21 protein-coding genes are annotated in these 21,623 nt (G+C 60.4%); 13 read left to right on the top strand and 8 right to left on the bottom strand.

Annotation, left to right across the window (positions count from 1 at the left end; all coding sequences use genetic code 11):
* Positions 1-11 precede the first annotated feature (11 nt).
* On the top strand, positions 12-917 hold the full coding sequence (locus ACIOYV_RS25040; protein ID WP_163911553.1) for a cation diffusion facilitator family transporter: 906 nt from the start codon (positions 12-14) through the stop codon (positions 915-917).
* Here the strand turns inward: ACIOYV_RS25040 and ACIOYV_RS25035 are convergent.
* On the bottom strand, positions 902-1,990 hold the full coding sequence (locus ACIOYV_RS25035; RefSeq protein WP_054052472.1) for a DUF6515 family protein: 1,089 nt from the start codon (positions 1,988-1,990) through the stop codon (positions 902-904). The two genes, ACIOYV_RS25040 and ACIOYV_RS25035, sit on opposite strands and share 16 nt — an antisense overlap.
* A 415-nt stretch (positions 1,991-2,405) precedes the next feature.
* On the opposite strand from ACIOYV_RS25035, the gene ACIOYV_RS25030 reads away from it, so the two are divergent.
* Complete coding sequence (locus ACIOYV_RS25030) at positions 2,406-2,885, top strand: Lrp/AsnC family transcriptional regulator (RefSeq protein WP_054052470.1); 480 nt, start codon at positions 2,406-2,408, stop codon at positions 2,883-2,885.
* A 215-nt stretch (positions 2,886-3,100) separates the two neighbouring features.
* On the top strand, positions 3,101-3,307 hold the full coding sequence (locus tag ACIOYV_RS25025; RefSeq protein ID WP_054052468.1) for a DUF2788 domain-containing protein: 207 nt from the start codon (positions 3,101-3,103) through the stop codon (positions 3,305-3,307).
* Here the strand turns inward: ACIOYV_RS25025 and ACIOYV_RS25020 are convergent.
* The 4 genes from ACIOYV_RS25020 to ACIOYV_RS25005 form a co-directional block, all read right to left on the bottom strand.
* Entirely contained in the window at positions 3,302-3,943 is a 642-nt protein-coding gene (locus tag ACIOYV_RS25020) for a pseudouridine synthase (RefSeq protein WP_054052655.1), read from the bottom strand. The two genes, ACIOYV_RS25025 and ACIOYV_RS25020, sit on opposite strands and share 6 nt — an antisense overlap.
* A 69-nt stretch (positions 3,944-4,012) precedes the next feature.
* Positions 4,013-5,641, bottom strand: coding sequence for an AMP nucleosidase (gene amn / locus ACIOYV_RS25015; protein ID WP_401327926.1), 1,629 nt, complete (start codon positions 5,639-5,641; stop codon positions 4,013-4,015).
* A 45-nt stretch (positions 5,642-5,686) separates the two neighbouring features.
* Positions 5,687-7,333 carry an acyl-CoA dehydrogenase family protein gene (locus tag ACIOYV_RS25010; protein WP_401327923.1) on the bottom strand — a complete coding sequence of 549 codons (1,647 nt, stop codon included), beginning with the start codon at positions 7,331-7,333 and terminating at the stop codon, positions 5,687-5,689.
* A 72-nt stretch (positions 7,334-7,405) separates the two neighbouring features.
* Complete coding sequence (locus tag ACIOYV_RS25005; protein ID WP_401327920.1) at positions 7,406-9,790, bottom strand: 7TM diverse intracellular signaling domain-containing protein; 2,385 nt, start codon at positions 9,788-9,790, stop codon at positions 7,406-7,408.
* A 458-nt stretch (positions 9,791-10,248) separates the two neighbouring features.
* Here ACIOYV_RS25005 and ACIOYV_RS25000 point away from each other — a divergent pair, with 458 nt between their 5' ends.
* From ACIOYV_RS25000 to ACIOYV_RS24985, 4 genes are all read left to right on the top strand, one after another.
* Entirely contained in the window at positions 10,249-11,046 is a 798-nt protein-coding gene (locus ACIOYV_RS25000) for a hydroxymethylpyrimidine/phosphomethylpyrimidine kinase (protein ID WP_054052463.1), read from the top strand.
* Between the two features lie 32 nt (positions 11,047-11,078).
* Entirely contained in the window at positions 11,079-11,705 is a 627-nt protein-coding gene (thiE, locus tag ACIOYV_RS24995; protein ID WP_054052461.1) for a thiamine phosphate synthase, read from the top strand.
* A 27-nt stretch (positions 11,706-11,732) separates the two neighbouring features.
* Positions 11,733-13,016 carry a glutamate-1-semialdehyde 2,1-aminomutase gene (gene hemL, locus ACIOYV_RS24990; protein ID WP_054616718.1) on the top strand — a complete coding sequence of 428 codons (1,284 nt, stop codon included), beginning with the start codon at positions 11,733-11,735 and terminating at the stop codon, positions 13,014-13,016.
* A gap of 224 nt (positions 13,017-13,240) precedes the next feature.
* A complete protein-coding gene (locus tag ACIOYV_RS24985) occupies positions 13,241-13,795 on the top strand; it encodes a tetratricopeptide repeat protein (RefSeq protein ID WP_054052457.1) in 555 nt (184 codons plus the stop codon).
* A gap of 123 nt (positions 13,796-13,918) precedes the next feature.
* On the opposite strand, the gene ACIOYV_RS24980 is transcribed toward ACIOYV_RS24985, so the two are convergent.
* Entirely contained in the window at positions 13,919-14,248 is a 330-nt protein-coding gene (locus ACIOYV_RS24980) for a DUF1820 family protein (RefSeq protein ID WP_045062075.1), read from the bottom strand.
* 134 nt (positions 14,249-14,382) lie between these two features.
* Between ACIOYV_RS24980 and miaB the strand changes: the two genes are divergently transcribed.
* The 5 genes from miaB to lnt all read left to right on the top strand — a co-directional run bounded on the left by miaB (position 14,383) and on the right by lnt (position 19,816).
* The gene (gene miaB / locus ACIOYV_RS24975; RefSeq protein ID WP_161807683.1) at positions 14,383-15,711 is read left to right on the top strand and encodes a tRNA (N6-isopentenyl adenosine(37)-C2)-methylthiotransferase MiaB; all 1,329 of its coding nucleotides are present in this window, start codon (positions 14,383-14,385) and stop codon (positions 15,709-15,711) included.
* Between the two features lie 229 nt (positions 15,712-15,940).
* Positions 15,941-16,945, top strand: coding sequence for a PhoH family protein (locus ACIOYV_RS24970; RefSeq protein ID WP_054052453.1), 1,005 nt, complete (start codon positions 15,941-15,943; stop codon positions 16,943-16,945).
* Positions 16,938-17,432, top strand: coding sequence for an rRNA maturation RNase YbeY (gene ybeY, locus ACIOYV_RS24965; RefSeq protein WP_123509875.1), 495 nt, complete (start codon positions 16,938-16,940; stop codon positions 17,430-17,432). The genes ACIOYV_RS24970 and ybeY overlap by 8 nt, the downstream gene beginning before the upstream one ends.
* A gap of 5 nt (positions 17,433-17,437) precedes the next feature.
* The gene (locus ACIOYV_RS24960; protein WP_027924283.1) at positions 17,438-18,277 is read left to right on the top strand and encodes an HlyC/CorC family transporter; all 840 of its coding nucleotides are present in this window, start codon (positions 17,438-17,440) and stop codon (positions 18,275-18,277) included.
* Between the two features lie 15 nt (positions 18,278-18,292).
* Entirely contained in the window at positions 18,293-19,816 is a 1,524-nt protein-coding gene (lnt, locus tag ACIOYV_RS24955; RefSeq protein WP_401327910.1) for an apolipoprotein N-acyltransferase, read from the top strand.
* Positions 19,817-19,925: 109 nt separating this feature from the next.
* Here lnt and ACIOYV_RS24950 read toward each other — a convergent pair whose 3' ends face one another.
* Positions 19,926-20,687 carry a YdcF family protein gene (locus ACIOYV_RS24950; RefSeq protein ID WP_401327907.1) on the bottom strand — a complete coding sequence of 254 codons (762 nt, stop codon included), beginning with the start codon at positions 20,685-20,687 and terminating at the stop codon, positions 19,926-19,928.
* A gap of 106 nt (positions 20,688-20,793) precedes the next feature.
* Positions 20,794-21,114: a hypothetical protein gene (locus tag ACIOYV_RS24945; protein ID WP_054052445.1), complete on the bottom strand. Its 321-nt coding sequence runs from the start codon at positions 21,112-21,114 to the stop codon at positions 20,794-20,796.
* Between the two features lie 281 nt (positions 21,115-21,395).
* Between ACIOYV_RS24945 and ACIOYV_RS24940 the strand changes: the two genes are divergently transcribed.
* Positions 21,396-21,623: class I tRNA ligase family protein (locus ACIOYV_RS24940; RefSeq protein WP_401327904.1), on the top strand; the 228-nt coding region annotated here is incomplete at its 3' end.

Raw genomic sequence — 21,623 nt, 5'->3', positions numbered from 1 at the left:
CTGCCGCACCTATGACCACCAGCCTCGAACACGCTCGCCTGCTGAAGCTGGCGACCCGCGCCTCCGTGGCGGTGGCCTGCACGTTGATCGTCGCCAAAGCCATCGCCTGGTGGCTGAGCGGTTCGGTGAGCATGCTCGCCGGCTTGACCGACTCGGCCCTCGACGGCATCACCTCATTGCTCAACTTGCTGGCGGTGCATTACGCCTTGCGCCCGGCCGATGACGATCATCGTTACGGCCACGGCAAAGCGGAATCGCTGTCGGGCATGGCCCAGGCGTTGTTCATTGGTGGCAGTGCGGTGCTGATTGCCTTTCAGGCGTTTGATCGGTTGAAGCATCCGGAACCGGTGGGCGCGCCTTGGATCAGCATCGGGGTGATCATTTTCTCCCTCGCGCTGACCCTGGCGTTGCTGATGCTGCAACATCGGGTGATCAAGGCAACCGGCTCCAATGCGGTGCGCGCCGACTCCCTGCATTACCGCTCCGACATGATGCTCAACGGCAGCATTCTGGTGGCGCTGATACTGGCCGGGTTCGGCTGGCATTCACTGGATGCCTGGTTTGGTCTGGGAATTGCGGCGTACATCCTCTGGAGCGCGGTGCAGATCGCCCGGGAAAGTTTTGCGGTGCTGATGGATGAAGAGCTGCCGCCTGACGTGAGCCAGCACATGCTGGAACTGGCGTGCGGTGTGCCGGGAGTGTTGGGCGCGCATGATTTGCGCACACGGATTTCCGGCAACCATTGGTTTGTGCAGTTGCACCTGGAATTGCCGGGGGAGCTGACCCTGTCAGTCGCCCATGGCATCAGCGATCAAGCCGCCGATGCGATTCACGCCGCTTACCCGCGAGCCGAAGTGCTGGTGCACGCCGACCCGCAGGAAGTGGTGTTAGCGGCGAAGGCTCAGAACGTCACCTGATAACCGCGACTGCTCAGGCAGTTGCCCTGGGCCTGACGGTAGGCTTGCACGACTGACGGATCTGGCTGGTACGTCGCGGTTTGCGGATTGAAGCCGCTCTGTTGCACCGCGTATTGCGAGCACTCGTAACCGTCCTGGGCGACTTGCTGCGGCGACTGGCCGTTGGCCGGATACGCCGTCACGTCAATGCCGTTGCTGGTCGGTTGCGGTTGCGGAGCGCCGACTGGCGGCTCGACCACCACATAATCCTGAGTGCTTTCTTCGTAGGCGTAGTAAGAGCCGGCCGCGAGAAACAGCAGCGCCCCGCCGATCCACACTTCACGCGCGTAATCGGGCATGTAGTGCACGCGAATCCCGCGCGGTGGCTGCACCACTACGTAGCGCGGACCTTGCGGGCGATACCAGTAGCCGCCGGAGTAGAAGTAATCCTGACCTCGATACGGCACGCGAAAGTTACGGTCCGGAAAGCGATCGACCATTTGCCCGGGACGGTACTGCGGACCGGGACCCCAGCCGTTGCCATGCCCGTTCGGGCGACCTTCCCAGCGATGGTCATCGGGACGCGGGCCCTGGTTGTTGCCCTGCCAGTGCTGGTTGTTATCGTTGCGTCGCGGGATGTCCTGATAATTGCCGTACCGAGGTTGCTGGGTCTGGCGCACGGTGTCGGGCCGGCCCTGGATCGGCAGACTGTTGGCAGGCAGTTGCGGGGGTGGCGGCGCAGGACGAACCTGGGTGTTGGCATCGTGAGGCTGACGGTTCTGCCACTGGCCATTCTGATTCTGGCCGTTGTGCTCGAACTGGCGACTGTTATCGCCACGAATGATTTCGTTGTTCTGCTGGCGCGGCTGATTTTGCTGCGGATTGTTCTGCGGCCGCGGCTGATTATTCTGTTGAGGGTTATTCTGCGGGCGTGGCTGGTTGTTGCCGCCATGGCCCTGATCATTGCGTTCATGATCGCGCCCGTGCGGTACACCTTCGGGCCCTCGGTTCTGCGGCTCATCGGCCAGCGATTGCGCAGTGACACTTACACACAGCAAACCAACACCGGCCAAACGCCAGATGCGCGACTTCATGCTTTTCCTCACTGCGGGTTAGGGCCTGTACGTAAGACTGGAAAAGCACAGGCCGGTTCTGCAACAGGTTATCAGTCACGCAACTTATTTCGCAGGCAATAAAAAAGGGAGACCCGTCGGCCTCCCTTTGAGAACTTCGTCCGTGCTCGACGCTTATGACGTCGGCTCACCTCACGCCGTCTTCTGGACAGTGTGTAGCTCGGGGGCCGGCACATCCCCGATGGGGGTGGCGGCCGCGACTGGCCTGATTGGGCGAGTCGCTGTGGACTGTTTGTCCGAGCAGTGATTCTGGTAATAAGAATAGGCCTGAGGCGTCGGCAGAGGATTGCGAAGATTGCTGAAATAAACATCACTTGCGCAATTTTTAACCCTGGATAGATAATCCGCCGCAATAGTTACGACAAAGGACTGATTGATGAGCAAACTCGACCGTTACGACCTGAGCATTTTGGCGGAATTGCAGCGCGACGCGCGCATCTCCAACCAGGAGCTGGCCGAACGCATCGGCCTGTCACCTTCACCTTGTTCGCGCCGCGTCAAACAGCTGGAAGACGACGGCTACATCTCGCGTCAGGTGGCTTTGCTGGATCGCAAGATGCTTGGCCTGAGCCTCACGGCCTATGTATTGATCGGCATGGACCGCCACACGCCCGAGCGTTTCGAAAACTTCGAAGCGGCGATCCGTACCTTGCCGCAGGTGCTGGAATGCAGCCTGGTGACGGGGATGGATGCGGATTATCAACTCAAGGTGGTGGTGCCGGACATGGATCACTACCAGAAACTGCTGCTGGGGCATTTGACCCGAATTGAGGGCGTTACCAGTGTGCGGTCGAGTTTTGTGTTGAATCAGGTGTTGAACAGTACTGAGTTGCCGTTGACGCATCTGCGTGGCTGAGGACGCCTTCGCGGGCAAGCCTCGCTCCTACAGGGTTTGATGTCGTTCATGAAATCGTGACTCGACGACAACCCGTAGGAGCGAGGCTTGCCCGCGAAGAGGCCGGCACAGGCGACGAATGACCGCGACACACTGCCGCAGGTCAATGCCCGGTCATTCCCCATAGGCGTATACTCGCCCCGCCCTTTTAGCCCCGCCCGCGCTGGAGATGTTCGATGGATCCTGCAGTTTTTGAAGAGTGGATGATGACTGGCCTGGTCAGCATCCTGATCATTTTCATGGGTTTCATCGTCTGGGATCTGGCGAAAAAATCCAAGGCTGGCAAGTTCGGCACCATGATCCTGTTCTTCGTGCTGGGCCTGGGGATCTTCGCGTTCATCATCAAAAGCGTGGTCATCGCGTACATCGAAAACCATTCATAACCGCGCCGGCACTTCCTTCCACTGACCCTGATCGAGCCCTTCGATCGTCCAGTCGCCAATCCGCACCCGCACCAGACGCAAGGTCGGCAAGCCGACTGCCGCCGTCATGCGCCGCACCTGACGGTTGCGACCTTCGCGAATCACCAGTTCCAGCCAAGTGGTCGGCACACTTTTGCGAAAGCGCACCGGCGGGTTGCGCGGCCACAGTTCGGGCTCTTCAAGCTGCCGCGCCTCGGCGGGCAAGGTCATGCCGTCGTTCAGCTCGACGCCATCGCGCAAGCGCTGCAATTGCTCGGCGCTCGGCTCGCCTTCCACTTGCACCCAATAGGTCTTGGCCAGTTTGTGTTTCGGGTCGGCGATCCGTGCTTGCAGTTGTCCGTCGTTGGTCAGCAGCAGCAAACCTTCGCTGTCGCGGTCCAGGCGTCCGGCCGGGTAGATCCCGGGGATCTCGATGTAATCCTTGAGCGTCGCCCGCCCTTCGCCGTCGCTGAATTGCGTCAGCACATCGAACGGCTTGTTGAACAGAATCAGTTTCGGCTCGGCCGGTGGCGCTTTGGCGACACGGCGCGGGGCTGATGAGGATGGCGCAGGTTTCGCGCCAGGGCGGCGGGAAACGGGACGTTGGGGACGAGACATGAGGAAAGAGAACATCTAACGGTCAGGGCTGCTAATGCTAGTGCCCTGACCGCTAAATGACCATGACTGTTAGCGGAACGGCGGCTCGTCGAAGCTGCGCAGTTTGCGCGAGTGCAACGAATTGAGTTCGGTGCGCAACAGGTCCACCGCCTCGATACCGATCTTCAAGTGCTGGCTGACCGCACGCTCATAGAAGGCGTTGGCCGAACCCGGCAGCTTGATTTCGCTGTGCAGCGGTTTGTCCGAAACACACAACAACGTGCCATACGGCACCCGCAAGCGATAACCCTGGGCAGCGATGGTGCCGCTTTCCATGTCCACCGCCACGGCGCGGGACAGGTTGATCAGCGGTCGTTCCTGGGCCCAGCGCAATTCCCAGTTACGATCGTCGTAAGTCAGCACGGTGCCGGTGCGCAGGCGTTTCTTCAGCTCGTCGCCCTTCTCGCCGGTGATGTTGGCCGCCGCTTGCTGCAACGCCATCTGCACTTCGGCCAGGGCCGGGATCGGAATGTTCGGCGGCACCACCCGGTCGAGAATCCCGTCACGGCGCATATAAGCGTGAGCCAATACGTAGTCGCCAATGGTCTGGGACTGACGCAGGCCGCCGCAGTGACCGATCATCAGCCAGCAATGCGGACGCAGCACGGCCAGGTGGTCGGTGATGTTCTTGGCGTTGGACGGGCCGACGCCGATGTTTACCAGGGTCACGCCGTGGCCATCGCTGGCGATCAGGTGATAGGCCGGCATCTGGTAACGGTGCCAGACCACGCCAGCGGCAATCGCCGAAGCTTCGCCGTGATCCATGCTCTTTTCGATGATCACGTTGCCCGGCAAGACCATGCGCACGAAGCGCGGATCGCTGCGCAACTGCTCCAGGCCATGCACGATGAACTGGTCGACATAACGGTGGTAGTTGGTCAGCAGGATCCACGGCTGCACATGCCGCCAGTCGCTGCCGGTGTAATGCACCAATCGACGCAGAGAGAAATCCACCCGCGCCGCATCGAACAGGGCCAAGGGCAGCGGATCGGTGTTTTCCCAGTCGTACAAGCCATCGGCAATCCCATCGGTGGCCGCGGACAGGTCGGTGCTCGGGAACACCCGCGCCAGCGTGGCGGCGGTCACACCGGAGCCGGCCAGTTCATCGCCCTGCTCGACCACGTACGGATACGGAATGTTCTGCTTGCTCACACCGACTTCCACCGTGACGGTGAAGTCGTGCATCAATGGCACCAGCTGTTCCAGCAAATATTTACGAAAGGCTGCCGGGTGGGTGACGGTGACGCTGTAGGTCCCCGGCAACTGCACTTTGGCGTAGGCACGGGTGGTCTGTGGGACTTCGCCCTGGCAGAGGTAGGTCAAGCGCAATTCGGGATAACGAAACATCGCACGCTGCTCGGCGTCCGGTTCGATACGATCCTTGAGGTAACGCTTGAGCGCCTGATTCAGCGCAGAAGTAGCCTGCTCATGCAGGGCGGCGAGCCGGTCTACGGCTTGTTCGGCGGTTTGAACAACAATAAACGCTTCGGTCACGATCAGCTTCCTGTGTTCTGACTTGCAGACCTTCATCTTGCCTGCATCGTCGTCGGACGGGAACAGTGGAATGCTGACCCTGATGCCATGATTACCACAGATCCCTTGTGGGAGCGGGCTTGCTCGCGAAGGCGGTGGGTCAGCCACATTGATGTCGACTGACACACCCTATTCGCGAGCAAGCCCGCTCCCACAGGGGCTTGGTGGTGATCACAGATGCGGAGTTGAACGAGCGACGATCGCCTCAACATCCAGCCCTCGTGGCAACGCGCCATACACCCGCCCCGCCGAGCCGAGGCGGCTGGCAATGAATGCATCACTGACCGCTGAGTTGCCAGCCTCCAGCAATAACTTGGCCTGAAGCCCCAGCGCAATATCCTCGGTCAACTGCCGCGCGCGGTATTGAATGTCGCTAGTGTCCTTGAATGCCGCCTGCAATTGCGTGATGTGCGCTGCCAGACGCTTGTCGCCATGCCCATCGCCCAGCTCGCTGAACAGCACATCCAGCACGCCCGGTTCTTTCGACAAGGCCCGCAGCACGTCGAGGCATTGCACGTTGCCGGAACCTTCCCACGTCGAATTCACCGGGGCTTCGCGGTACAGGCGCGGCAGGATGCTTTCTTCGACATAACCGGCGCCGCCCATGCATTCGGCGGCTTCGTTGATCATTCCCGGCGCGCGTTTGCAGATCCAGTACTTGCCCACCGCCGTCACCAGCCGGGCGAATTTGGCTTCGTGGCTGTCATCCAGATGATCCAGCGCCTTGCCCATGCGCAGGCTCAGCGCCAGGGCGGCTTCGCTTTCCAGGGCCAGGTCGGCGAGGACGTTCTGCATCAATGGTTGTTCGCTGAGCAACTTGCCGCCCACCGTGCGGTGAGCGCAGTGATGACTGGCCTGGGTCAGGGCCTGGCGCATCAGCGAACTGGAACCGACCATGCAATCGAAGCGGGTCATGGCAACCATCTCGATGATAGTCGGCACGCCCCGGCCTTCTTCGCCGATCATCCACGCCAGCGCGCCACGAAACTCCACTTCACTGGAGGCGTTGGAGCAATTGCCGAGTTTGTTTTTCAGGCGCTGGATGTAGAACTGATTGCGCGTGTCGTCCGGGCGATGGCGCGGCAACAGGAAACAGGTCAGGCCCTTGTCGGTCTGGGCCAGGGTCAGGAACGCATCGCACATCGGCGCCGAACAGAACCACTTGTGCCCCACCAGTTCATACGCCTGGCCCGGCCCGCTGGCGCCGACCGGATACGCCTTGGTGGTGTTGACCCGCACGTCGGTGCCGCCCTGTTTCTCGGTCATGGCCATGCCGATGGTGACACCGGCCTTGTGGGCCATGCCGACATTGCGCGGGTCGTATTCGGTGGCGAGGATTTTCGGCAGCCATTGCTCGGCCAGATTCGGTTGCAGGCGCATTGCCGGGACGCTGGCGAAGGTCATGGTCAACGGGCAACCGCTGCCGGCCTCGGCCTGGCTGTGCAAGTAAGTCATGGAGGCCCGGGCGACATGCGCGCCGGATTGCGGATGCGCCCAAGGCAATGAGGTCAACCCGTGTTCGACCGCAGTGCGCATCAGTTCGTGATAAGCCGGATGAAATTCCACCAGATCGATGCGATGCCCATAACGGTCATGGCTGACGAATACCGGTTTATTCTGATTGGCCAGGAACCCGGCCTCCATCAGCGGCCCGCCGGCCAGAGCGCCGTAAGCGTCGATCCGCGACTCGGCCCAACCGGCACCAAAACGTCGCGACCACTCCTGTAATGGTAGGTCGATACGGTAAAGATTGGTGCCGTCCAGCGACGGAGGCTGGTTGGTGACTTCGTGGGTTTCGGCGAACTGATGCAGGTTCATGACGGGGCTCCTTTGGTCAGCCAGGAACTCAGTTAAGCACCGGCCCTTGGCTGAACAAAGTGTCATACCTGCCTAAATGTCGGCGCTTTCACCTTGTTTCGGACAAAGCACCCGACGATAAAGCGCCGCCTGCAAATCCTCGAATTTAACCGGTTTGCTCAGGTAATCGATCAGCGCCCCCGTCGGGCAATGTTCCCGATCAATACTCTGCGCGACCATGAATACGGGTACCTCGGCACAGCCCGGCAAGCCACGGATCTGGCAGCACAGGGACGCGCCGTCCTGAGCCGGCAACTGACAATCGAGCACCACCGCATCGAAGACGTTACGCTGCAAATGGTCAAGTGCGGCCGCGCCACTGTCGGCTGTGCGCACCCGGAATCCGAGTTTGAGTAACATCCCGCGCATCACCAATTGGTTGATGCTGTTGTCATCGACCAGCAGCACGGTGCAGTCCTGAGGCAGACGCAGACGCGAGGTGTCGCGGGTCATCGAGGACGCAGGCACTGCTTCCACCACCGGCAAATCAACCTCGACATCCAGTTGAAAACGACTGCCACGCCCCGGTTCGGAGCGGTGGGTCAGGCGTCCGCCGAGCAATTCCACCAGTTGCCGACAAATCGCCAGGCCAACGCCCAGACCGCCGTATTCGCGGGTCATCGAGCCGTCGAGCTGGAAGAAGCGCTGATACATCGTCGCCTCCCCCAAGTCGGTAAAACCAATACCGGTGTCGATCACCGCAAAGGACAGGGCCAGTCGCCCCTCTTCCACAGTCTTGCCGGTCACCCGCAGCGCCACGCCGCCAACCCGGGTGAATTTGATCGCATTGTCCAGCAGGCATTCCAGGCATTGCGCCAGTTTGCTGCTGTCACCCAGCAGGCGATCCGGCAATCCCGGCGTGACTTCAACCTTGAGGTCCAGGGACTTGCTCGACGCATTGCCCTCGAACTGCACGCGCAACGCCTCGACCACGCCGCGCAGGCTGAAGGTGTCCGGGTAGGCCTTGAGCTTGCCGGCCTGCAATTCGGTCAGGGTGAGGATGCCGTTGACCATGCGCATCATGTCCCGCGCCGAGCCGGCGGCGGTTTGCTGGTATTGCTCCAGTTCCGGGTCCATCTCGACGGTCTGCATCAATTCCAGCGAACCGATCACCCCATTCATCGGCGTGCGCAGTTCGTGGGTCAGGGTCGCGAGGAACTCGTCCTTGAGCTTGTTACTGCGGGCCAGTTGCTGGTTCAACACTTCAAGCTTCTGACCGGCATCGAACAGGGTTTGCGCCTGCTGCTCACGCATGGCGTTGATGCGATCGGCCAGCGCCAGGGACAGCAGCGCCACTTCGATCGCCGAGCCGATCTGGCTGGCGTACATGGTCAGGAACACGTTCGGCAAGTAACCCAGCACCATCAGCGTATTGACGACGCCGCCGAGCAAAAATGCCGACCAGGCGATGATGAAATAGCGCGCCACGCGTAAGCCGCGTGCCCAGGCGAAGATCCCGGCAGCAAAAATCACCACGGTGAAGATCAACGCCAGCGTGGTTGCCAGGCGCAGGGCCAGGGCGTAACTGGTCATCAGCGACAACCCGACCACCACCGCGCCAAACGCGATCAGCGCCAACAGCACGCGATCGAGCCAGCGACTGTGTTGCGCGGTTTGCAGGAAGCTGCGGGCGAACTGACTGCCGAACAGCCCGGCGCAACCAATGAAGAATGGCGTCGCGGCGTTGGCCCACCAAGGGTTGTCCGGCCAGAAATACTCCACCGCCGCGCCGTTCACCGACAGCTGATACAGGCCGAACGAGGCGATATAGAAGATGTAATAGAGGTAACTGGTGTCGCGCACGCTGAGGTAGATGAACAGGTTGTAGACCACCATCCCCAGCAACACGCCGTAGATCAGGCCCAGTACATAAAGACGCACGGGCTGTTCTTCGAGGTAAGCGGTGCTTGACCACAAGGTCACCGGCGCCTGGATCGAGCCCTGGCTTTGCAGGCGCAAGTAAACGGTTCGCGCCTGATCGGGCTTGAAGTCCAGATTGAACAGGTAGTTGTTCTGGCGAAATTCGCGGCTGGCAAACGGCAGGGCATCACCGGTGCGGCGGATCAGTTGATAGTCGCCGCCAGCATCCGGCAGATACAGATCGAGGTGATCGAGGGGCGGATAGGCCAGTTCCAGCAACCAGGTCCGCTGCGCCTGCGGATTGGTCGGGCGGTAGTGCAGGTCGATTTTCAGCCAGAACACCGAACGCGAATAACCGGCGTTGAGGGTGGCTTTATCGTGAGTCTTGAAGTTTCCGGCGACGGCTTGCGCACGCACATCGGCGATGCTCGCCTGACCGCCCGCGTCTTCGTACACCTGCATGGTTCGACCCATGGGAAGGCTCTGGGTGAATTCGTCAAATTCAACGGCGCTCGCCAGGAGGGGCAAGCACAACAGCAACATCAGCAAATAGCGCATTTAAGCCCCAGCGTGGCCTGTCCGGTTTAGTCAGGAAGCCCCCCCTTTCCTTTTGAGTAGACGTAAAACCGGTATTACCTGTTATTGGTTTGGATCCACTCTAGCATAGCCGTTGATGGCCATTGAGCACCATTGAAATTTTTCCTACAGAGGCTCTAGAACGGGCGTTCCAGCGCCACACCCTGAGATAGAGCTGTTTGCTCGTAGCAGCTGCCGAGCCCGCGAGGCTGCGTTCGGCGGCGAAGCCGTCGTGAAATCAGGCGACGCGGTGTTTCAGCAAGACCGAGTGATCAGGTTTGACGACGGCTTCGCCGCCGAACGCCGCCTCGCGCTGCTCGGCAGCTGCTACGGGGATCGGCGTCACGTTCAGCAGCAGGTACGAGGCCGGGCGTCAGCTTCGGCAGCTGCTACGTGGGCCGTCATGACTCGCTGGTCGACTGGTGGTAAGCTCGCGCACCATGAATATCTACAGCTCTCGCCCCGTTGTCCTCTGTCTCTCCGGCCACGACCCAAGTGGTGGCGCCGGCTTGCAGGCAGATATCGAAGCCCTGCTCGCTCAGGGTTGTCATGCGGCCCCGGCCGTCACTGCCCTGACTGTGCAAGACACGGTCAACGTCACTGACTTCCGCGTCCTCGATCGTGAGTGGGTGTTGGCCCAGGCCAATGCCGTGCTCAACGACTCCGAAGTCGCGGCCGTCAAACTGGGCATGCTCGGTTCCCTGGAGATGGTCGACACGGTTGTCGAACTGCTCTCGGCGCACCCGCATTTGCCGGTGGTCTGCGACCCGGTGTTGCGTGCCGGTGGCGGCGGACGCCTGGGCAAGGATGAAGTCGGCTACGCCATGCGCGAACGCCTGCTGCCGCTGTCGATCATTGCCACCCCTAATCTTCCCGAAGCGCGCATCCTCGCCGAACTGCCTGACGGCACCGCGGACGAGTGCGCGGAAAAACTCCTGCCCTTCGTCAAACACCTGCTGATCACCGGCGGCCATGGCGACGAACACGAAATCCATAATCGCCTGTACAGCCGCGACGGTCGCCGCGAAACCTTCACCTGCCAGCGATTGCCCGGCAGTTATCACGGTTCCGGTTGCACACTGGCCAGCGCCTTGGCCGGTCGTCTGGCCCAGGGTGAAAACCTCGCCAGCGCCGTGCAGACCGCGCTTAACTACACGTGGCGCACCCTGCGGGATGCCGAGCAGTTGGGCAAAGGCCAATTCGTGCCGCGCCGCCTGCCGCTGGATTTTTGTTCGTAACTCTTGATGCGTAATGCGCAGAGGCTTGCCCGATGAAACTACGTGGCCTGTATGCCATTACCGATAGCCAGTTACTGGCCGGTAAATTTCTTTCGTACGTGGAGGCGGCGCTGGAAGGCGGCGTCACGCTGCTGCAATACCGCGACAAGAGCAGCGACGAGGCCCGGCGTTTGCGCGAGGCCGAAGCCCTGCGCGATTTGTGTGACCGCTACAAGACTCAGCTGATCATCAACGACGACGCCGAACTGGCCGCGCGCCTGAACGTCGGCGTGCATCTGGGCCAGACCGACGGCCCGTTGACCCCGGCCCGCGCGCTGCTGGGTCGCCAGGCGATCATCGGTTCGACTTGCCACGCGCAACTCGAACTCGCCGAACAAGCCGCCAAGGAAGGCGCCAGTTACGTCGCCTTCGGCCGCTTCTTCAACTCCAACACCAAACCCGGCGCCCCGACGTGCAGCCTCGACCTGCTCGATCAGGCCCGCAGCAAACTGCACCTGCCGATCTGCGCGATTGGCGGCATCACGTTGGAAAACGCCGCGCCGCTGGTGGCCCATGGGGTCGATCTGCTGGCTGTCGTGCATGGCCTGTTTGGCGCCGAGAGCACGGCTGAAGTGACCCGCCGCGCCCGCGCCTTCAACGAACTGCTTTCTATTAAGTAGCTTAAAATCCGATTTGAGAGCCCGATCATGTCTCGTTCCGAAACCCTGTTTGCCGATGCCCAAAAACACATCCCCGGTGGCGTGAACTCGCCGGTTCGCGCGTTCAAGAGCGTTGGCGGCACGCCGCTGTTCTTCAAACACGCCGAAGGCGCCTACGTCACCGACGAAGACGACAAGCGTTATGTCGATTACGTCGGTTCCTGGGGCCCGATGATCCTCGGCCACAGCCACCCGGACGTGCTGGACGCAGTGCGTAAACAGCTGGAACACGGCTTGTCCTACGGCGCCCCGACCGCGATGGAAACCGAGATGGCCGACCTGGTCTGCTCGATCGTGCCATCGATGGAAATGGTGCGCATGGTCAGCTCCGGCACCGAAGCGACCATGAGTGCGATTCGCCTGGCCCGTGGTTTCACCGGCCGCGATGCGATCATCAAGTTCGAAGGCTGCTACCACGGTCACTCCGACAGCCTGCTGGTCAAGGCCGGTTCCGGCCTGTTGACCCAAGGCGTACCGAGTTCGGCAGGCGTACCGGCTGACTTCGCCAAACACACCCTGACCCTGCCGTTCAACGACATCGACGCGGTGGAAACCATGCTCGGCGAAGTCGGCCAGGATGTGGCGTGCATCATCGTCGAGCCGGTGGCCGGCAACATGAACTGCGTACCGCCAGCACCGGGTTTCCTCGAAGGCCTGCGCACGCTGTGTGACAAGCACGGCGTGGTGCTGATCTTCGACGAAGTGATGACCGGTTTCCGCGTGGCACTCGGCGGCGCCCAGGCGCATTTCGGCGTGACGCCAGACTTGAGCACCTTCGGCAAAATCATCGGTGGCGGTATGCCGGTGGGTTGCTTCGGCGGCAAGCGCGAAATCATGTCGCACATCGCGCCATTGGGTCCGGTGTACCAGGCAGGCACCTTGTCCGGTAACCCGTTGGCCATGGCCGCTGGCCTGACTACCCTGCGCCTGATCAGCCGTCCGGGCTTCCACGCCGAGTTGAGCGACTACACCAGCCGCCTGCTCGACGGCCTGCAACAACGCGCCGATGCGGCGGGCATTCCATTCGTGACCACTCAGGCAGGCGGCATGTTCGGCCTGTACTTCAGTGGCGCCGACGACATCGTGACCTTCGATGACGTGATGTCCAGCGACGCCAATCTGTTCAAGCGCTTCTTCCACCTGATGCTGGAAGGTGGCGTGTACCTGGCGCCGAGCGCATTCGAAGCCGGGTTCACCTCGATCGCCCACGGCGAAACCGAGTTGAAACTGACCCTGGATGCCGCTGAACGCGCTTTCGCCGCACTGAAATAATGCTGTGCCGCTGACGTTGGCGATTGCCAGCGTCAGCTTTTACCTACATTCCTGTGTCTTTTCCCACCCTTGTGCCAATAATCTCCCGCAAAGTGGGCGATATATTCCCCGCGCAGCAGAAAAACGAGTAAAGACTTTGTAAGGTTGGCCCTGCTTATTTCATAATGCGCGCTTATTGGATCCCTCGATGGGTCCGCGCGCCCTTCAGAGGTAAGTCGATTCCCATGAACCGCACCGGCCGCACCCTTGCATTGGGCTGCCTGTTGCTCCTTCAGCCCCTGCTCGCGCACGCACAAGCAGGCGGCAACTCGTTGTTGATCCCAGCGATGGGTCGCTGCACCCTCAATACTCAGCCGCAAGATCTGACGCAAGCGCTTGCCGCCTGCCAGAAAGCGTCGGATGAGGGGGATGCGCAAGCGCAATACGAGTTGGGTGAGTTCTACTACGACGGCAAAAACACGCCGCGTGACCTCAATAAAGCCCTGGCGTTCTTCGAAAAAGCCTCTCTGCAAGGCCACGCCCAGGCGCAATTCAAACTCGGCACCATGTTCTTCCACGGCGAAGGCGTGCCGGCCAATAACGTTCAGGCGTATATCGTGCTGAAAATGGCCGCGGTCAACGGCGCAGAAGATGCGTTGGACACCGCCGACGAAGTCGCCGAGAAAATGCCCCGCGAAGATCTGGAAGTTGCTACCCAAGTGCTGGGGCAAATCTTCCGTAAATACCTGATGGAATTACAAAGCGCGGATGGGCGTACGCCGTTTTCGCCGCTGCCTTAAGTTCAGCTTCGATCTTTCTGACCTCTTCGCGGGCAAGCCTCGCTTCTACAGGTTTGATGCAAGCCGTGAAAACAACGCATACCTGTAGGAGCGAGGCTTGCCCGCGAAGGGAGCGACTCGGTCTTACTTATCAGGCATCGGCATCGGAAACGGCATCACATTGCCGACCGCGCCACGGGCTTCGCTGATTTTCGGCGTGCCCAGGCGCTCGACTTCGTCGATGCGCACAATCGAATGCATCGGCACAAAACTGCGCACCACGCCCTCGAACTGAGCCTTGAGTTTCTCTTCGCTCGGATCGACGACCACTTGCGTGCGCTCGCCAAAGACGAATTCTTCCACTTCCAGGAAGCCCCACAGATCACTTTGATAGATCTGCTTGGCATACATTTCGTACACCTGGCCCTGGTTGAGGAAAATCACCTTGTAGATTGGGGCTTCACGTTTGGTCATGGTGGGCGGGCAACACATTGGGGATAAAAATGAGGGCGCGAACTATAGCATAGCCGCCGGACGCACAACGGTAGGAACCTTGGGACATGTTCCCTATAATGCGCGGTTCTTTGAATCACGTGATGACTCTGTCCATGGCCAAGAAGCTTTACATCGAAACCCACGGTTGCCAGATGAACGAGTACGACAGCTCGCGCATGGTCGATCTGCTGGGTGAACACCAGGCCCTGGAAGTCACCGCTCGCGCTGAAGATGCCGACGTGATCCTGCTCAACACCTGCTCCATCCGCGAACGCGCCCAGGACCGGGTGTATTCCCAGCTCGGCCGCTGGCGCGAATTGAAACTCGCCAATCCGGACATGGTGATTGCCGTTGGCGGTTGCGTGGCCAGCCAGGAAGGCGCCGCCATCCGCGATCGCGCACCGTATGTGGACGTGGTGTTCGGCCCGCAGACCCTGCACCGCTTGCCGGAAATGATCGACGCCGCCCGCGCCACCAAGCTGCCGCAAGTGGACGTCTCGTTCCCGGAAATCGAAAAGTTCGACCACTTGCCCGAGCCGCGCATCGACGGGCCGAGCGCCTATGTGTCAGTGATGGAAGGCTGCAGCAAGTACTGCACCTTCTGCGTGGTGCCCTACACCCGCGGTGAAGAAGTCAGCCGGCCGTTTGATGACGTACTCGCCGAGATCATTCACCTCGCCGAAAACGGCGTGCGTGAAGTGACCCTTCTGGGGCAGAACGTCAATGGCTATCGCGGCACCACTCACGACGGGCGCCTGGCGGACCTCGCCGAGCTGATCCGTGTGGTCGCCGCCGTCGATGGCATCGACCGGATTCGCTACACCACGTCGCACCCGCTGGAATTTTCCGACAGCCTGATCCAGGCCCACGCCGAAGTGCCAGAGCTGGTGAAACACCTGCACTTGCCGGTGCAATCGGGTTCGGACCGCATTCTGTCAGCGATGAAGCGCAACCACACCGCGCTGGAATACAAATCCAAACTGCGCAAGCTGCGCGCCGCCGTGCCGGGGATCTGCATCAGCTCAGACTTCATTGTCGGCTTCCCGGGCGAGACCGAGAAAGACTTCGAGCAGACCATGAAGCTGATCGAAGACGTCGGTTTCGACTTCTCATACTCGTTCGTTTATAGCCAACGCCCGGGGACTCCGGCGGCAGACCTGGCCGACGAGACGCCGGAAGAGCTGAAGAAAGAACGCCTGAACGCGCTGCAACATCGCTTGAATCAGCAGGGTTTCGAGATCAGCCGACAAATGGTCGGTTCGACCCAGCGTATTTTGGTTACCGATTATTCGAAAAAGGACCCTGGCGAGCTGCAAGGCCGGACCGAGAATAATCGTATCGTCAACTTCCGCTGCGACAATCCAACCCTGATTGGCCAGTTCGCCGACGTGCACATCGATGCCGCACAGCCGCACTCGCTGCGGGGCTCGCTGATCCAATAACACCGCCCCCCCTGTGGATGTCGGGCTTTTGTGGCGAGGGGGCTTGCCCCCGTTGGATCGCGAAGCGGTCCCAAGTATTTTGCGACTGCTTCGCAGCCGAACGGGGGCAAGCCCCCTCGCCACAGGTTAAGCACCAAAGTCCGGCATCTTATTTAAGAGCTTTCGCACCCAGCCCTCTGGCGTTATCCTTGATTTCATCTTAATTGCCCCAGGGCGGCTAAATACGACCTTGAACGCACCCATCGAACCACATCGCTTCATCCTCGAGCCCTTTGAGGCTCGCCGCTTCGCCAATCTGTGCGGGCAATTCGACGAGCATCTGCGCTTGATCGAACAGCGCCTGACCATCGAGATCCGCAATCGCGGAAACCAGTTCGAACTGATCGGCGAACCCAAGCACACCACTTCCGCGGAAAATCTGATTCGCCGTCTGTACCGGGAAACCAAAGGTACGGAGCTGTCGCCGGATACGGTTCATCTGTTCCTGCAGGAATCGGCCGTCGAAGAGCTGGACAACGTCTCCCCCGCCGAACCCTCCGTCGCACTGCGCACCAAGAAAGGCATGATTCGCCCTCGCGGCTTGAATCAGTTGCGCTACGTGAAGGAAATCCTCGGTAACGACATCAATTTCGGCATCGGCCCGGCCGGTACCGGCAAGACCTATCTGGCTGTTGCCTGCGCGGTAGACGCGCTGGAACGCGAGCAGATTCGTCGCATCCTGCTGGTGCGCCCGGCGGTTGAAGCGGGCGAAAAGCTCGGTTTCCTGCCCGGCGACCTGTCGCAAAAGATCGACCCGTACCTGCGCCCGCTGTATGACGCGCTCTACGAAATGCTCGGCTTCGAATACGTGGCCAAGCTGATCGAACGCCAGGTCATCGAGGTCGCGCCGCTGGCCTACATGCGCGGTCGCACGCTGAACAACAGCTTCATCATCCTCGACGAAAGCCAGAACACCACCGTCGAGCAGATGAAGATGTTCCTGACACGGATCGGCTTTGGCTCCACTGCCGTGATCACCGGTGACATCACCCAGGTCGACCTGCCGAAAGGCACGAAATCCGGGCTGCACCATGTGATCGAAGTCCTGAAGGACGTGCCGGGCATCAGCTTCACGCATTTCATGCCCAAGGACGTCGTGCGCCATCCTCTGGTGCAACGCATTGTCGAAGCCTACGAGCGCTTCGAGAATCGCGTTGCCGATGAAGCGCCCAAGGATAAACGCCACGATGCTTGAGCTTGATCTGCAACTGGCCACTGAAGCACCTGCGCCAAGCGAAGCCGAGTTCCGCCAATGGTGCGAACTGGCCCTGCGCCAGCGCACCGCTGATTCCGAAATGACCATTCGCTTGGTCGACGAAGAAGAAGCCCGCGAACTGAACTTCACCTGGCGGCAGAAAGACTACGCCACCAATGTTTTGTCGTTCCCGGCCGATGTTCCCGATGAGTTTCTCGATATTCCATTGCTGGGCGATCTGGTGATCTGCGTGGCGGTGGTCGAGCGCGAAGCCGCGGAACAAGGAAAGGAACTAAAGGCCCACTGGGCGCATCTGGTCATTCACGGCTGCTTGCATCTGCTTGGTTACGACCATATAGATGACGAGGAAGCCGAGGAAATGGAAGCACTGGAACGAACGTTGCTTGCCGAGTTGGGCTATCCCGACCCTTATGCGGACGACGAAACCGAAACATCCCCTATCGTTACAACAAAGGATTCAGAGTAATCGCTATGAGCGAAGATCGATCGAGCAACGGGCAGAAGTCATGGCTGGGTAAGCTCACCCAGGCTTTTGCCCACGAGCCGAAGAACCGCCAGGAGCTGCTGGAGCTGCTGCGCGACGCACACCAAAACAAACTGCTGGACAGCGAAGCGCTGGCCATCGTCGAAGGCGCCATCCAGGTTGCCGACCTGCAAGTACGGGACATCATGGTCCCGCGCTCGCAAATGGTCAGCATCAAGGCGACCCAGACACCTCGCGAGTTCCTGCCCGCCGTGGTCGACTCGGCCCACTCCCGCTACCCGGTGATCGGCGAAAGCCACGATGACGTGATGGGCGTGTTGCTGGCCAAGGACTTGCTGCCGTTGATCCTCAAGGAGAACGGCGACAGCTTCAACATCAAGGACCTGCTGCGCCCGGCCACCTTCGTGCCGGAGTCCAAGCGCCTGAATGTGCTGCTGCGTGAGTTCCGCGCCAACCACAACCACATGGCCATCGTCATCGACGAATACGGCGGCGTGGCCGGTCTGGTGACCATCGAAGACGTACTGGAACAAATCGTCGGCGACATCGAAGACGAGCATGACGTCGAAGAAGACAGCTACATCAAGCCACTGCCCAGCGGTGACTTCCTGATCAAGGCGCTGACGCCGATCGAGAACTTCAACGAGTTCTTCGACAGCGAGTTCTCCGATGATGAGTTCGACACGGTGGGCGGCCTGGTGATGAGCGCGTTCGGGCACTTGCCAAAACGCAACGAAATCACTGAAATCGGCCCGTATCGTTTCCGCATCCTGAACGCCGACAGCCGTCGGATTCATTTGCTGCGCCTGACTCCAATTGCCCGGTAATTCCTAAGGATTGAAATGCACCGTCTGACCCGTCCCGGCTGGCCCGGTAATCTGCTGGCCGTGGTGGCCGGTGCAATCACCACCTTGGCGTTGGCGCCGTACGATATCTGGCCGCTGGCATTGCTGGCGGTCGGTTTCTTCTATGCCGGTCTGCGTGAACTGAGTCCTCGTCAGGCCTTGGGCCGTGGCTGGTGTTTCGGTTTCGGCCTGTTCGGCGCCGGCACCAGTTGGATCTACTACAGCATTCACAACTTCGGCGGCGCTTCGGTGCTGCTGGCCGGTTTCCTGATGCTGATCTTCACCGCCGCGATTGCCTGGTTCTTCGCCCTGCCCGCCTGGATCTGGGCGCGCTGGTTGCGTCGTAACGAAGCGCCGCTGGCCGATGCCTTGGCGTTTGCCGCGCTGTGGGTGGGTCAGGAAGCGTTTCGTGGTTGGTTTCTTACCGGTTTCCCTTGGCTCTATTCCGGTTACAGCCAGCTCAACGGCCCATTGGCCGGGCTCGCACCGGTTGGCGGGATGTGGCTGATTTCCTTCGTCCTGGCCTTGACGGCAGCGCTGATCTGGAACGCTCCACGGCTGATTCGCACAGACCGCAAAGGCTTTATTGCGGCTGGTGTTGTATTGCTGGCCGGTCCATGGGTGGCGGGCATCGCGCTCAAGCAACATGCCTGGACCAGCCCTGCCGGCCCGGCGCTGAGCGTCGCCGCTATCCAGGGCAACATCGAACAAAGCATGAAGTGGGACCCGGCGCAGCTCAACGCGCAGTTGGCGCTGTACCGCGACATGAGCTTCAGCTCCAAGCGCGTCGACCTGCTGATCTGGCCGGAAACCGCAGTACCGGTGCTCAAGGAGTCCGCCGAGGGCTACCTGAGCATGATGGGAAACTTCGCCGCAGAACGTAAGACCGCGCTGATTACCGGCGTGCCGATTCGCCAGGAAGTGCGGCACGAGCGCCGTTTCTTCAACGGCATCACCGTGGTCGGTGAAGGCGACGGCACTTACCTCAAGCAGAAACTGGTGCCGTTCGGCGAGTACGTTCCGTTGCAGGATGTGTTGCGCGGGCTGATCGCGTTCTTCGATCTGCCGATGTCGGACTTTGCTCGCGGACCGGCCGATCAGGCCATGCTGCAAGCCAAGGGTTATCAGATCGCACCATTCATTTGCTATGAAGTGGTCTACCCGGAATTCGCCGCCAGCCTGGCCGCCCGCAGCGATCTGCTGCTGACCATCAGCAACGACACCTGGTTCGGCAAATCCATCGGCCCGCTGCAACATTTGCAAATGGCGCAGATGCGCGCGCTGGAGGCTGGCCGCTGGATGATCCGCGCCACCAACAATGGCGTGACCGGTCTGATCAACCCGTTCGGGCAGATCACAGCGCAGATTCCGCAGTTCGAACAAGGGATTCTGTATGGCGAAGTGGTGCCGATGCACAACCTGACGCCGTACCTTGAATGGCGTTCGTGGCCGCTGATCATTGTGTGTGTGCTGTTGTTTGGCTGGGCGTTGATTGCCAGCCGGATGGCGAAAACCGTTTAATCGCGGCGCCTGCAAAAGATCGCAGCCTCGTTTCACTCGACAGCTGCTACAGGGGAGTGCGTGCTCTGTAGCAGCTGTCGAGTGAAACGAGGCTGCGATCTTTTGATCTTCAGCGGTAAAACACCGAATACCCCACCTGCCCCACCGCCTCATTCAGCAACTGCCCGCTCTGCCAGATCGACTTGAACTCCGGCATCCAGCCGCCCAGCGGCCGGGCATTGTCCACGCCCAGAAACCCCACCGGCGCGGGCACCACTTCAAATCCCGCCTGCCTGAAACTCCAGACCGCACGCGGCATATGCCAGGCTTGCGTCACCACCACTACGCGTTTAATCCCTTCCGGCAACAACACCTGGGCACTGAACTGCGCATTCTCCCAAGTCGTGCGGCTGCGCCCTTCCTGCCAACGCACGGTCACGCCGAAATCATCGAGCAATGAATCTGCCATCAACTTGGCTTCCGTCGGCGGTGTGTCGTAGTGCAGGCCGCCGCTGGTGAGGATCGGCAGGCCAGACGCCTTGGCCAATCGCGCGGCATAGCGCTGACGTTCCAGGCCTACGCCCGTCGGCTGGTCCGCACCCCACGCCGAATCGCCCCGCTCGCGGCCCGATCCCAGCACCACGATCGCATCCGCGCGCTGGCCCAGGGTTGCCCACTCATCCAGCGCCAGCGCTGGCTCACGTTCCAAAGCCTTGGCGCTCCATTGCACCGCCACCGGCAAACTCATCAGCCAGAAGCCGCCAAACCCCAATGCAAAGCACAATCCGGCCAGTCGCGGCCGGGAGCGGCGCAACCACCAGGCAAGCGCCAGCAGCAGCAAAAGAATGCCAGGGGGCAATAGAAGTTGTTTCACGAAATAACGAAAAGGCATCGAGCATCTCCAGAGATGCCCGAAGCCTAAGTGGGTTGACGCAATGCGACAACTAATACGGAAGGACTATGCTTCAAAAAACCATGTGGCATGGCTTCAAGTGCCCTTACTTGAATTGCAGAGACCGGACCTTTACCGCGTCCCTGCCGGGTGTTTTGTCCTTGAGCCAGATGATCTTGGCCGAACGTGGTGCGTCGAGTTGCTTCACTGCTTCAGACAAGCATCCGTGGGTTTCACGTTCACTGCGATCCAGATACGCCTTGACCAATGCAAACTCTGCGGGGCTCAAACCACGCAACTCCAGCTCCAGGGGACGTTCATCACGCAACCGATCAGCGGTTTTTGCCGCATCCAGGGCCATCCCCAGACGATCGATCAGTCGCTCATACAGCTCCGGTTTTGTAACTTTGCGTTGTGACTCAACCATCCCTCACCTCATTGAAGATAAGACTCACTCCCCATTTAGGAGCTTAGCTTCCATGAACAAACCGGCTGAACCCTGCGACCAACGGCCCTCGCGGCAGGTTTGAAGGGGTCTTGTGCCTGTAATCAGGGTTTCCCTCGATAGAGTGCGGTCATGTATGCTACGGCGCTTCCTGTAACTCCACTTCCAGCTCGCCTGGACACCGAACCGCCGATTTGGCGTGATCACCGTCCGGCGTTGCATTGAAGAGGATTAGGCCACCCCTATTCAGTTCAAAAGTAGCCATGCACGAACAATATCAGCCCCGTGAAATCGAAGCCGCCGCCCAGTCGTTCTGGGACGAGCAAAAGTCCTTTGAAGTCAGTGAACAGCCAGGCAAGGAGACTTTCTACTGCCTGTCGATGTTCCCTTACCCCAGCGGCAAGCTACACATGGGGCACGTGCGCAACTACACCATCGGCGACGTCATTTCTCGCTACCAGCGCATGCTGGGCAAGAACGTCCTGCAACCC

This window comes from Pseudomonas sp. NPDC087342 (assembly GCF_044744265.1).
GTDB lineage: Bacteria > Pseudomonadota > Gammaproteobacteria > Pseudomonadales > Pseudomonadaceae > Aquipseudomonas > Aquipseudomonas nunensis.
The sequence above is the reverse complement of the archived record's forward strand: the minus strand, read 5'-3'. Positions and strand labels throughout refer to the sequence as shown.

Bases quoted from the DNA above. Each gene is read 5' to 3' on its own strand.
- ACIOYV_RS24960 (WP_027924283.1), top strand. From the start codon at position 17,438: ATGAGCGAAGATCGATCGAGCAACGGGCAGAAGTCATGGCTGGGTAAG.
- ACIOYV_RS25025 (WP_054052468.1), top strand. From the start codon at position 3,101: ATGGATCCTGCAGTTTTTGAAGAGTGGATGATGACTGGCCTGGTCAGC.
- thiE (WP_054052461.1), top strand. From the start codon at position 11,079: ATGAAACTACGTGGCCTGTATGCCATTACCGATAGCCAGTTACTGGCC.
- ACIOYV_RS25010 (WP_401327923.1), bottom strand. From the start codon at position 7,333: ATGAACCTGCATCAGTTCGCCGAAACCCACGAAGTCACCAACCAGCCT.
- ACIOYV_RS24985 (WP_054052457.1), top strand. From the start codon at position 13,241: ATGAACCGCACCGGCCGCACCCTTGCATTGGGCTGCCTGTTGCTCCTT.
- ACIOYV_RS25005 (WP_401327920.1), bottom strand. From the start codon at position 9,790: ATGCGCTATTTGCTGATGTTGCTGTTGTGCTTGCCCCTCCTGGCGAGC.
- ybeY (WP_123509875.1), top strand. From the start codon at position 16,938: ATGCTTGAGCTTGATCTGCAACTGGCCACTGAAGCACCTGCGCCAAGC.
- ACIOYV_RS24945 (WP_054052445.1), bottom strand. From the start codon at position 21,114: ATGGTTGAGTCACAACGCAAAGTTACAAAACCGGAGCTGTATGAGCGA.
- ACIOYV_RS25035 (WP_054052472.1), bottom strand. From the start codon at position 1,990: ATGAAGTCGCGCATCTGGCGTTTGGCCGGTGTTGGTTTGCTGTGTGTA.
- ACIOYV_RS25000 (WP_054052463.1), top strand. From the start codon at position 10,249: ATGAATATCTACAGCTCTCGCCCCGTTGTCCTCTGTCTCTCCGGCCAC.
- ACIOYV_RS24980 (WP_045062075.1), bottom strand. From the start codon at position 14,248: ATGACCAAACGTGAAGCCCCAATCTACAAGGTGATTTTCCTCAACCAG.
- miaB (WP_161807683.1), top strand. From the start codon at position 14,383: ATGGCCAAGAAGCTTTACATCGAAACCCACGGTTGCCAGATGAACGAG.
- ACIOYV_RS25020 (WP_054052655.1), bottom strand. From the start codon at position 3,943: ATGTCTCGTCCCCAACGTCCCGTTTCCCGCCGCCCTGGCGCGAAACCT.
- ACIOYV_RS24950 (WP_401327907.1), bottom strand. From the start codon at position 20,687: ATGCCTTTTCGTTATTTCGTGAAACAACTTCTATTGCCCCCTGGCATT.
- lnt (WP_401327910.1), top strand. From the start codon at position 18,293: ATGCACCGTCTGACCCGTCCCGGCTGGCCCGGTAATCTGCTGGCCGTG.
- ACIOYV_RS25040 (WP_163911553.1), top strand. From the start codon at position 12: ATGACCACCAGCCTCGAACACGCTCGCCTGCTGAAGCTGGCGACCCGC.
- hemL (WP_054616718.1), top strand. From the start codon at position 11,733: ATGTCTCGTTCCGAAACCCTGTTTGCCGATGCCCAAAAACACATCCCC.
- ACIOYV_RS25030 (WP_054052470.1), top strand. From the start codon at position 2,406: ATGAGCAAACTCGACCGTTACGACCTGAGCATTTTGGCGGAATTGCAG.